Raw genomic sequence first — 11,735 nt, forward strand, 5'->3', positions numbered from 1 at the left:
GATTGCGGCCTGGCCTAGTCCAGGCCGTTTTCATTTGTGCTTCAGACGCTTAGGGAAATAGCCGGCGGACTAAGCGCTGCCGTTAAAAGTTGTAAGCCCAAGGTAAATAGCCGGTAAAGGCGCTTTTCTTAATGCGCCCCAGTGCTTATCTTTCAGCCTCCCGAAGAAGAAGCTCTCGCGCCCAATGGTTGATCACTCCATGCAATCCTCCCCCCGCAATTCCCGTCGTTGGCTGTTCGGCCTGCTTGTGCTGCTGGTGATCGCCGGCCTGTGCTGGAAGTTCTGGCCAAGCGGCGCGGCGCACAAAGATGCACCGGCCGGGCACACCGGTAAAACCGGCATGGCGCGCCCAGGCTTCGGCGGCTCCACCGGCCCGGTGCCGGTGCGTGTGGCGCCGGCGGTGCTGGGGGAATTTCCGGTGTACTACAAGGCCTTGGGCACGGTCACCGCGCTCAATACCATCAATGTGCGCAGCCGGGTGGGCGGTGAATTGGTGAAGATCGCCTTTGAAGAAGGGCAGATGGTGAAGGCCGGTGATCTGTTGGCGGAAATCGACCCGCGCAGCTACCAGAACGCCTTGCTTCAGGCACAGGGCACTTTGATGCAGAACCAGGCCCAGTTGAAAAACGCCCAGGTCGATGTGGCGCGTTATCGCGGCCTCTACGCCCAGGACAGTATCGCCAAACAAACCCTGGACACCGCCGAAGCGCTGGTCCTGCAATACCAGGGCACGGTCAAGACCAATCAGGGCGCGGTGGATGATGCCAGGCTTAACCTTGAATTCACCAAGATCCGCGCACCGATTACCGGGCGCGTCGGCCTGCGTCAGCTTGATGTTGGCAACCTGGTGGCAGCCAACGACACCACCGCCCTGGCGGTGATCACCCAGACGCAGCCGATCAGTGTGGCCTTCACCTTGCCGGAAAACACCCTGGAAACCGTCCTGGCCCGTTACCACGCCGGCAACAAGCTGCCCGTGGAAGCCTGGGACCGTGGCGACGCGAAGCGCCAGGCCACCGGCGTGCTGCAAAGCCTGGACAACCAGATCGACGTCACCACAGGCACCCTGAAATTCAAGGCACGTTTCGATAACAAGGACCAGGCGCTGTTCCCCAACCAGTTCGTCAACGTGCACTTGTTGGCCGATACCCTGCACAACGTGGTGCTGGCACCGTCCGCCGCGATTCAGTTCGGCAACACCGGCACCTTCGTCTACAAGCTCGACGGTGACAAGAAGGTCAAGGTCCAGCCGCTGGTGGTGGGTGACACCGACGGCGACAACACCGTGATCAAGCAAGGCCTGGTGGCCGGTGACCGTGTGGTGCTGGAAGGTACCGACCGGCTCAAGGACGGCAGCGAAATCGAAGTGGTCAACGACGCGAGTGAAGTGCCGACCACCCCGACCGAACACCTGCAAGGCAAGCCTGCGGCGAAAGGGGAGACCGGCACCACCGCCGGCAAGGCGCAAAAGGTCGGTTCATGAACCTGTCGCGGCTGTTTATCCTTCGCCCGGTCGCCACCACCCTGAGCATGCTGGCCATCGTCCTGGCCGGCATCATTGCTTACCGCTTGTTGCCGGTCTCCGCCTTGCCCCAGGTGGATTACCCGACCATCCGCGTGATGACGCTGTACCCCGGCGCCAGCCCCGATGTCATGACCAGCGCGGTCACCGCGCCCCTTGAGCGTCAGTTCGGGCAGATGCCGGGGCTGACCCAGATGGCGTCCACCAGTTCCGGTGGCGCCTCGGTGCTGACTCTGCGCTTCAACCTCGACATCAATATGGATGTCGCCGAGCAACAGGTGCAGGCCGCGATCAACGCCGCCACCAACCTGCTGCCCAAGGATCTGCCCGCACCGCCGGTGTACAACAAGGTCAACCCGGCGGATACCCCGGTGCTGACCCTGGCCATTACCTCCAAAACCATGCTGCTTCCCAAGCTCAATGACTTGGTCGACACGCGCATGGCGCAGAAGATTGCCCAGATCAGCGGCGTCGGCATGGTCAGCATCGCCGGTGGTCAGCGCCAGGCCGTGCGCATCAAGGTCAATCCCGAAGCCCTGGCGGCCAACGGCTTGAACCTGTCGGACGTGCGCACCTTGATCGCCGCTTCCAACGTCAACCAGCCCAAGGGCAACTTCGACGGCCCGACGCGGGTGTCGATGCTCGACGCCAACGACCAGTTGGTCTCGCCCCAGCAATATGCCGAACTGATCCTGGCCTACAACAACGGCGCGCCGTTGCGCCTTAAGGATGTGGCGCAAATCGTCGACGGCGCCGAAAACGAACGCCTTGCCGCCTGGGCCAACGAAAACCAGGCGGTGCTGCTCAATATTCAGCGCCAGCCGGGTGCCAACGTGATCGAGGTGGTGGACCGCATCAAGGCGCTGTTGCCGAGCATCACCGACAACCTGCCGGCCGGCCTTGACGTCACCGTCCTCACCGACCGTACCCAAACCATCCGCGCCTCGGTAACGGACGTGCAGCATGAATTGCTGATCGCCATTGCCCTGGTGGTCATGGTGACCTTCCTGTTCCTGCGCAGGGTCAGCGCCACGATCATCCCCTCGATTGCCGTGCCGCTGTCGCTGGTGGGTACCTTTGGCGTGATGTATCTGGCCGGGTTCTCCATCAATAACCTGACGCTGATGGCCCTGACCATCGCCACCGGGTTTGTGGTGGACGATGCCATCGTGATGCTGGAGAACATTTCTCGCTATATCGAGGAAGGCGAGACCCCGATGGCGGCCGCGCTCAAGGGCGCCAAGCAGATCGGCTTTACCCTGATTTCCCTGACCCTGTCGCTGATCGCGGTCCTGATCCCGCTGCTGTTCATGGCCGATGTCGTAGGTCGCTTGTTCCGCGAATTCGCCATCACCCTGGCCGTGGCGATCCTGATTTCCCTGGTGGTGTCGCTGACGCTGACGCCGATGATGTGCGCGCGTCTGCTCAAGCGTGAACCCAAGGCCGAGGAACAAGGCCGTTTCTACAAGGCCAGCGGCGCCTGGATCGACTGGTTGATCGAAGCCTACGGGCGCAAGTTGCAATGGGTACTCAAGCATCAGCCGCTGACCCTGCTGGTGGCCATCGCCACCCTGGGCCTGACGGTGGTGCTGTACCTGGTGGTGCCCAAAGGCTTTTTCCCGGTGCAGGACACCGGGGTGATCCAGGGTATTTCCGAGGCGCCACAGTCCATCTCCTTTGCGGCCATGAGCCAGCGTCAGCAGGCGCTGGCCAGGATCATCCTCGCCGACCCGGCGGTGCAAAGCCTGTCGTCCTACATTGGTGTGGACGGCGACAACGCCACGCTCAACAGCGGCCGCCTGTTGATCAACCTCAAGGCTCACGGTCAGCGCGACGTGAGCGCCGCGCAGGTGATCACCCGCCTGCAACCGCAGATCGACAAGCTGGTGGGCATCCGCCTGTTCATGCAGCCGGTGCAGGACCTGACCATCGAGGACCGCGTGAGTCGCACCCAGTACCAGTTCAGCATGTCCTCGCCGGACGCCGAGCTGCTGGCGCTGTGGAGCGACAAGCTGGTGCAAACCCTCAGCCAGATGCCGGAACTCACCGACGTCGCCAGCGACCTGCAGGACAAAGGCCTGCAGGTATACCTGGTGATCGACCGCGATGCCGCCTCGCGTCTGGGCGTTAGCGTGGCGACCATTACCGATGCGCTGTATGACGCCTTCGGCCAGCGGCAGATCTCGACGATCTACACCCAGGCCAGCCAATACCGCGTGGTCCTGCAGGCCCAATCCGGTGAAACCCTGGGGCCGCAAGCGCTGAACCAGATTCACGTAAAAACTACCGATGGCGGCCAGGTACGCTTGTCCAGCCTGGCGCGGGTGGAGCAACGCCAGGCGCAGTTGGCCGTGGCGCATATCGGCCAGTTTCCGGCGGTGATGATGTCATTCAACCTTGCCCCCGGCGTCGCGCTGGGCAAAGGCGTGGAGCTGATCAACCAGGCACAGAAAGACATCGGCATGCCGGTGGGCGTGCAGACCCAGTTCCAGGGCGCGGCGCAGGCGTTCGAAGCCTCGCTGTCGAGTACCTTGCTGCTGATCCTGGCGGCGGTGGTCACCATGTACATCGTGCTCGGCGTGCTCTACGAGAGCTACATCCACCCGATCACCATTCTGTCTACCCTGCCGTCGGCGGCGGTGGGGGCCTTGCTGGCGCTGCTGCTCAGTGGTAATGACCTGGGCATGATCGCGATTATCGGAATCATCCTGCTGATCGGCATCGTCAAAAAGAACGCGATCATGATGATCGACTTCGCCCTCGAAGCCGAACGTAACCAAGGCCTCGACCCGCAGACGGCGATCTATCAAGCGGCGCTGTTGCGCTTCCGGCCGATTCTGATGACCACCCTGGCCGCGTTGTTCGGTGCGGTGCCGTTGATGCTCGCGACTGGTTCCGGCGCGGAACTGCGTCAGCCCCTGGGCCTGGTGATGGTCGGCGGTTTGCTGGTGAGCCAGGTGTTGACCCTGTTCACCACCCCGGTGATCTACCTGTACTTCGATCGCCTGGGCCGTCGCTGGCGCAAGGAACCGCAACGCCTGGAGCCGGTTGAGTCATGAACCTGTCCGGACCTTTCATTCGCCGGCCGGTCGCCACCTTGCTGCTGAGCCTGGCGATCATGTTGCTGGGCGGGGTCAGCTTCAATCTGTTGCCGGTGTCGCCGTTGCCGCAGATCGACTTCCCGGTGATCGTGGTCTCGGCCAGCCTGCCGGGGGCGAGCCCCGAGGTGATGGCCTCCACCGTGGCGACGCCGCTGGAGCGCTCGTTCGGCTCGATTGCCGGCATCACCACCATGAGCAGTTCGTCGAGCCAGGGCTCCACGCGGGTGATCCTGGCGTTCGACTCCGACCGTGACATCAACGGCGCGGCACGGGAGGTGCAAGCGGCCATCAACGCCTCGCGCAACCTGTTGCCCAGCGGCATGCGCAGCATGCCTACCTACAAGAAGATCAACCCGTCCCAGGCGCCGATCATGGTGCTGTCGCTGACTTCGGACGTGTTGCAAAAAGGCCAACTCTACGACCTGGCCTCCACGATCCTGTCCCAAAGCCTGTCCCAGGTGCCGGGCGTGGGCGAAGTGCAGATCGGCGGCAGCTCCCTGCCGGCGGTGCGCATCGAACTCGAGCCCAAGGCCCTCGACCAGTACGGCGTGGCCCTGGACGATGTACGCAACACCATCGCCAATGCCAACCAGCGCCGGCCCAAGGGTTCGCTGGAAGACAGCGAGCGCAACTGGCAGATCCAGGCCAATGACCAGCTGGAAAAAGCCAAGGACTACGAGCCGCTGCTGATTCGCTACCAGAATGGCGCGGCCTTGCGCCTGTCGGATGTGGCGAAGATTACCGATGGCGTCGAGGACCGCTACAACAGTGGTTTCTTCAACAACGAGGAGGCGGTGCTGCTGGTGATCAACCGCCAGTCCGGCGCCAACATCATCGAGACCGTCCGGCAGATCAAGGCGCAGTTGCCGGCGCTGCAGGCGGTGTTGCCGTCCAGCGTCAAGCTGAGCCTGGCCATGGACCGTTCGCCGGTGATCACCGCCACCTTGCACGAAGCTGAGATGACCCTGCTGATCGCGGTGGGGCTGGTGATCCTGGTGGTCTACCTGTTCCTCGGCAATTTCCGCGCCTCGCTGATCCCCACTCTGGCGGTGCCCGTTTCGCTGGTGGGCACCTTTGCGGTGATGTACCTGTACGGGTTCTCGCTGAACAACTTTTCGTTGATGGCGTTGATCCTGGCCACCGGCCTGGTGGTCGATGATGCGATCGTGGTGCTGGAAAATATTTCGCGGCATATCGACGACGGCGTGCCGCCGATGAAAGCCGCTTACCTGGGCGCCGAGGAAGTCGGCTTTACCCTGCTGTCGATGAACGTCTCGCTGGTGGCGGTGTTCCTGTCAATCCTGTTCATGGGGGGCATCGTCACCAGCCTTTTTCGCGAGTTTTCCATCACCTTGTCGGCGGCGATCATTGTGTCCCTGATCGTCTCGCTGACCTTGACCCCGATGCTCTGCGCCCGCTGGCTCAAGCCCCATGTCAAAGGCCAGCTGACCGGGTTGCAGCGCTGGAGCCAGAAGGTCAACGACCGCATGGTCGCGGTTTATGCCAGCAGCCTGGATTGGGTCTTGCGCCACCGCCGCCTGACGCTGCTCAGCCTGTTGCTGACCGTCGGCGTCAACGTGGCACTCTACGTGGTGGTGCCGAAAACCTTCATGCCCCAGCAGGACACCGGCCAGTTGATCGGCTTTGTGCGCGGCGATGACGGCCTGTCGTTCAGCGTGATGCAGCCCAAGATGGAAACCTTTCGCAAGGCGGTGCTCAAAGACCCCGCAGTGCTCAGCGTGGCCGGCTTTATCGGTGGCAACAACGGCACCAACAACGCGGTGATGCTGGTGCGCCTCAAGCCCATCAGCGAGCGCAAGATCTCTGCCCAGGCGGTGATCGAGCGCCTGCGCAAGGACGTGCCGCTGGTGCCGGGCGGGCGCCTGTTCCTGATGGCCGACCAGGACCTGCAATTTGGCGGCAGCCGCGACCAGACCAGTGCGCAGTATTCCTACATTCTGCAAAGCGGCGACCTGGCCGCGCTGCGCCTGTGGTACCCGAAAGTCGTGGCGGCGCTGCGTGCGCTGCCGGAACTGACCGCCATCGACGCCCGTGAAGGCCGTGGCGCGGCGCAGGTGACCTTGATTGTCGATCGTGATCAGGCCAAACGCCTGGGCATCGACATGGACATGGTCACGGCGGTGCTCAATAACGCCTACAGCCAGCGGCAGATATCCACGATCTATGACAGCCTCAACCAGTATCAGGTGGTCATGGAGGTCAATCCCAAATACGCCCAGGACCCGATCACCCTCAATCAGATGCAGGTGATTACCGCCGACGGCGCGCGGGTGCCGCTGTCGACCATTGCCCATTATGAAAACAGTCTGGCCGACGACCGCGTCAGTCACGAAGGCCAGTTCGCCTCGGAAAACATCGCCTTCGACATGGCGCCAGGGGTCACGGTGGAGCAGGGCACCGCCGCCATCGAGCGGGCGATTGCCAAGGTCGGGTTGCCGGAAGACGTGATCGCCAAGATGGCCGGCACCGCCGATGCGTTTGCCGCCACGCAGAAAGGCCAGCCGTTTATGATTCTCGGCGCGCTGGTCGCCGTGTACCTGGTGCTGGGCATTCTGTATGAAAGTTACATTCACCCGCTGACCATCCTCTCTACCCTGCCGTCGGCCGGAGTCGGCGCCATGCTGGCCATCTACCTGACAGGGGGGGAGTTCAGTCTGATCTCCTTGCTCGGGCTGTTCCTGTTGATCGGCGTGGTGAAGAAGAACGCGATCCTGATGATCGACCTGGCCCTGCAACTGGAGCGTAACGACGGCATGGGCCCCCTGGAATCGATTCGCAGCGCCTGCCTGTTGCGCTTGCGGCCGATTCTGATGACCACTTTGGCGGCGATCCTCGGCGCCTTGCCCTTGCTGCTCGGCACGGGCGACGGCGCAGAAATGCGTCGCCCACTGGGCCTGACCATCATTGGTGGCCTGGTGTTCAGCCAGGTCCTGACCCTTTACACCACCCCGGTGGTTTACCTCTACCTCGACCGCGCACGCCATCGCTTCAATGCCTGGCGCGGCGTGCGTACCGATGCTGCCCTGGACACTGCGCTATGACCGACTCAACCCTGGCTCGATTGGCCCTGTATCGTGGTTCTCGCATGGCGAGCCTGCTGCTTTGCGGCGTATTGCTCAGCGCCTGCGCGGTGGGGCCCGACTACACGCGCCCGGAGGTGATTGAGCCGGCCCAGTTCAAGCAAGCCCAGGGCTGGCGCCAGGCCACGCCGAGCGATTCCCTGGCCCGTGGCGCCTGGTGGGAGCTGTATGGCGACCGTCAGCTTAACGAGCTGGTGGTGCGCCTCAATAACGCCAACCAGACCGTGGCCCAGGCCGAAGCGCGCTTTCGCCAGGCCCAGGCGCTGGTGCGCAGTTCGCGCGGGGCGTTTTACCCCACCGTCGACCTGAGCGCCGGTAAAACCCGCGCCAGCCAGGGCACCGGCAGCAGCAGTGCGAGCCTCAGCAGTTCCAGCAGTGGCATCCGTGACACCCTCAACGCGCAGTTGGGTGTGAGCTGGGAAGCCGACATCTGGGGCAAGCTGCGCCGTGGCCTTGAAGCCAACGAGGCCAGCGCCGAAGCCAGTTCGGCGGACCTGGCGGCGATGCGCCTGAGCCAGCAGTCGGAGCTGGTGCAGAGCTACCTGCAACTGCGTGTGATGGATGAGCAGACCCGCCTGCTGCAAGCGACCCTGGACACCTACCAGCGCTCCCTGCAAATGACCGAAAACCAATACCGCGCCGGTGTCTCCGGCAAGGACGCGGTGGCTCAGGCGCAAACCCAGCTCAAAACCACCCAGGCCAGTCTGATCGACCTGATCTGGCAGCGTGCCCAGCTGGAAAACGCGATTGCCGTGCTGATCGGCGAGGCGCCGGCCAACTTCAACCTGGCGGTGAGCAAGGATATTCCAGCGCTGCCGCAGATCCCGGTGAGCCTGCCGTCGCAACTGCTCGAGCGCCGCCCGGACATCGCTTCGGCCGAGCGCTCGGTGATCGCCGCCAACGCCAATATCGGCGTGGCAAAGGCCGCGTACTACCCCGACCTGAGCTTGAGCCTGGCCGGTGGTTATTCCAGCAGCACCTATGCCGACTGGATCAGCCTGCCGAACCGCTTCTGGTCGGTGGGGCCGAAACTGGCGATGACCCTGTTCGACGGCGGTCAGCGTTCGGCGGAAGTCGACCGCACCGTGGCCAGCTATGACGAAACCGTGGCCAAGTACCGCCAGACCGTGCTGGATGGTTTCCGTGAGGTGGAGAACTACATGGTGCAGCTCAAGGTGCTGGAAGACGAGGCGGTGGTCAGCAATGAAGCGCTCGAAGCCGCGCGCGAGTCCCTGCGGTTGACCCAGAACCAGTACAAAGCCGGGCTGATCGCCTACCTGGATGTGGTGACCGTGCAGGCCACTGCACTAAGTAATGAACGCAGCGTGCTGACGTTGCTGCAAAGCCGCCTGGTGGCGAGTGTACAACTTATCGCAGCCTTGGGCGGTGGTTGGGATGGTGACACAAAGATCAGTATAAGTGATTGATTTTATTGTCTTTTGATTCGCCCTGTTGACATCGAAGACTTGATTTCAGCCTGATGTGCCTCAAGCGCCTGCCAGCCAACGAGTTGAAGATTGATCGAGGCTTCGTGCGTGATCTGGAGCACGAAGCCGCCCTCGTTTCGGCCATTGTCGCCCTTGGCCAGGCCCTGGGCCTGAGGACTGTCGCCGAAGGTGTTGAAACCGATGCGCAGCAGCGCTTCCTCACGCGTCTGGGCTGTAACTCCCTGCAAGGTTACCTGCTTGGGCACTCGTTGCCGGCGGAGGCATTCATGGCCGATATCCGCCGTGTCGAAGCGGCGCAGGCGCCTGACAAAGGCGGTGAGTGACGGGTATTCTTGGGACCGACCCCATCCATCAGGTTGAGACAGGAGATCACACGCATGGACAAAGTGCTCATTATCACCGGGGGCAGTCGTGGGATTGGCGCCGAGACCGCCTTGCTGGCGGCGCGCCAGGGTTATCGCCTCTGCATCAATTACCAATCTGACGCAGACGCCGCCCACCGTGTGCTGGAACAGGTGCGCGCGCTGGGTGCACAGGCGATTGCAGTGCGGGCCGACGTGAGCATCGAAGATGAAGTGATCGGGTTGTTCCACCGGGTCGACGCCGAATTGGGCCGTGTCACGGCACTGGTCAATAATGCCGGCACCGTGGGTCACAAGTCGCGGGTCGATGAAATGTCCGAGTTCCGCATCCTTAAAATCATGAAAACCAACGTGCTCGGGCCGATCCTGTGCGCCAAGCATGCCGTGTTGCGCATGTCGCCCAAGCATGGCGGGCAGGGCGGCAGCATCGTCAACGTGTCGTCGGTGGCCGCGCGTCTGGGGTCGCCGGGTGAATACGTTGACTACGCGGCCTCCAAGGGCGCACTCGACACCTTCACCATCGGCTTGTCGAAAGAAGTCGCCGGCGAGGGCATCCGCGTCAACGCGGTACGCCCCGGCTACATCTTCACCGACTTCCATGCCCTGAGCGGCGACCCGGACCGGGTCAGCAAACTGGAGTCCGGCATCCCCATGGCCCGCGGCGGGCGCCCGGATGAAGTGGCGGAAGCGATTATCTGGCTGTTGTCGGATAAAGCCTCGTACGCCACCGGTACGTTTCTGGACCTGGGCGGCGGCCGCTGAATCTAGAACGAGCGCACAATCCGCCCCAGTGTTTCCATGGCCTTTTCCGACGCGTCGGTCCACGGGCTGCCGTAGTTCAAGCGAATGCAGTTACGAAAGCGCTGGGTCGCCGAGAAGATCGGGCCCGGCGCGATGCTGATCCCTTGCGCCAGCGCCATTTGGAACAGCTTCAACGAGTCGGTCTGCTCCGGCAGCTCCAACCAGAGAAAGTAGCCCCCGGCCGGCTGGCTGACGCGGGTCTGTGCCGGGAAGTAACGCGCAATGGCGGCGAGCATGGCGCTTTGCTGTTCTTCCAGGGCGTAGCGTAATTTGCGCAAGTGCCGGTCATAGCCGCCATGTTGCAGATAGTCGGCAATGGCTGCCTGCGCCGGCATCGAAGGACACAGCGAGGTCATCAACTTCAAGCGTTCAACCTTCTGCGCATAGCGCCCGGCCGCCACCCAACCCACGCGATAGCCCGGCGCGAGGCTTTTGGCAAACGAGCCGCAATGCATCACCAGGCCCTCGGTGTCGAAGGCCTTGGCCGGTTTGGGCGCGTGTTGTCCGTAATACAGCTCGGCGTACACATCGTCTTCAATCAGCGGCACCTGATGGCTGCGCAACAACTCCACCAGCGCCTGTTTCTTGGCCTCCGGGACGGTCGCGCCCATGGGGTTCTGGAAGCTGGTCATGGTCCAACAGGCCTTTATCGGGTAGCGTTCCATGGTTTGGGCCAGGGCGCCCAGATCAATGCCGTCGCGCGGATGCACGGGAATTTCCACCGCTTTGAGCTTGAGGCGTTCCAGTACCTGCAGGCAGGCGTAGAACGCCGGAGCTTCGATGGCCACCAGGTCGCCGGGCTCGGTGACGGCTTGCAGGCACAGGTTCAGTGCTTCCAGGGCGCCGTTGGTGATCAGCAGTTCTTCCATGGGCAGCATCAGGCCGCCGACCATGTAGCGCAGGGCAATCTGCCGACGCAGTTGCGGGTTGCCCGGCGACATGTCGGTGACCACCAGACGCGGGTCCATCTCCCGGCTTGCGCTGGCCAGGGAGCGGGCCAGGCGGGGCAGCGGGAACAGCATGGGGCTGGGGAACGCCGAACCGAAGGGCACGGTGTTGGGGTCCTTGATCGAATCAAGCACCGAGAACACCAGTTCGCTGACATCCACCTCGGTGGACTCGTGCACCTGCTCGCTCACCACCGGCTCGGAAAACGGGCTGGGCGCATGGGTGTTGACGAAGTAGCCGGAGCGCGGCCGGGCGCGAATCAGGCCGCGGCGTTCCAGCAGGTAATAGGCCTGGAACACGGTGGACGGGCTGACCCCGTAGGTCTGGCTGGCATAACGCACCGACGGCACGCGCTGGCCGGGCCCCAGTACGCCGGAGCGGATCAGTTCTGCTATATCTTCGGCAAATTTTTCGTAGCGTTTCATGGGGGCCTTGAACGATTTTCGGGTCTT

The 11,735-nt window shown here is 62.9% G+C and carries 6 protein-coding genes and 1 pseudogene; 6 read left to right on the forward strand and 1 reads right to left on the reverse strand.

The window, feature by feature from the left end; all coding sequences use genetic code 11:
- Window positions 1-184 precede the first annotated feature (184 nt).
- The 6 genes and pseudogenes from PSH59_RS12035 (at window position 185) to PSH59_RS12060 (ending at window position 10,296) form a co-directional block, all read left to right on the forward strand.
- Complete coding sequence (locus PSH59_RS12035; RefSeq protein WP_305395158.1) at window positions 185-1,483, forward strand: MdtA/MuxA family multidrug efflux RND transporter periplasmic adaptor subunit; 1,299 nt, start codon at window positions 185-187, stop codon at window positions 1,481-1,483.
- Window positions 1,480-4,581 (forward strand): MdtB/MuxB family multidrug efflux RND transporter permease subunit, encoded by a 3,102-nt coding sequence (locus PSH59_RS12040; RefSeq protein ID WP_305395159.1) that lies wholly within the window; start codon window positions 1,480-1,482, stop codon window positions 4,579-4,581. The genes PSH59_RS12035 and PSH59_RS12040 overlap by 4 nt, the downstream gene beginning before the upstream one ends.
- Window positions 4,578-7,685 carry an efflux RND transporter permease subunit gene (locus PSH59_RS12045; protein ID WP_248083974.1) on the forward strand — a complete coding sequence of 1,036 codons (3,108 nt, stop codon included), beginning with the start codon at window positions 4,578-4,580 and terminating at the stop codon, window positions 7,683-7,685. The genes PSH59_RS12040 and PSH59_RS12045 overlap by 4 nt, the downstream gene beginning before the upstream one ends.
- Entirely contained in the window at window positions 7,682-9,151 is a 1,470-nt protein-coding gene (locus PSH59_RS12050) for an efflux transporter outer membrane subunit (protein WP_305395160.1), read from the forward strand. The genes PSH59_RS12045 and PSH59_RS12050 overlap by 4 nt, the downstream gene beginning before the upstream one ends.
- Before the next feature lie 47 nt (window positions 9,152-9,198).
- Window positions 9,199-9,495 (forward strand): annotated as a pseudogene (locus PSH59_RS12055) (EAL domain-containing protein); the annotation flags it as partial.
- 54 nt (window positions 9,496-9,549) lie between these two features.
- A complete protein-coding gene (locus tag PSH59_RS12060) occupies window positions 9,550-10,296 on the forward strand; it encodes an SDR family oxidoreductase (protein WP_248083973.1) in 747 nt (248 codons plus the stop codon).
- 2 nt (window positions 10,297-10,298) lie between these two features.
- Here PSH59_RS12060 and mapR read toward each other — a convergent pair whose 3' ends face one another.
- Window positions 10,299-11,708 carry a GntR family transcriptional regulator MpaR gene (gene mapR / locus PSH59_RS12065; RefSeq protein ID WP_305395161.1) on the reverse strand — a complete coding sequence of 470 codons (1,410 nt, stop codon included), beginning with the start codon at window positions 11,706-11,708 and terminating at the stop codon, window positions 10,299-10,301.
- Window positions 11,709-11,735: the final 27 nt, after the last annotated feature.

The organism is Pseudomonas sp. FP2309 (genome assembly GCF_030687575.1).
In the GTDB taxonomy this organism is placed as follows: domain Bacteria; phylum Pseudomonadota; class Gammaproteobacteria; order Pseudomonadales; family Pseudomonadaceae; genus Aquipseudomonas.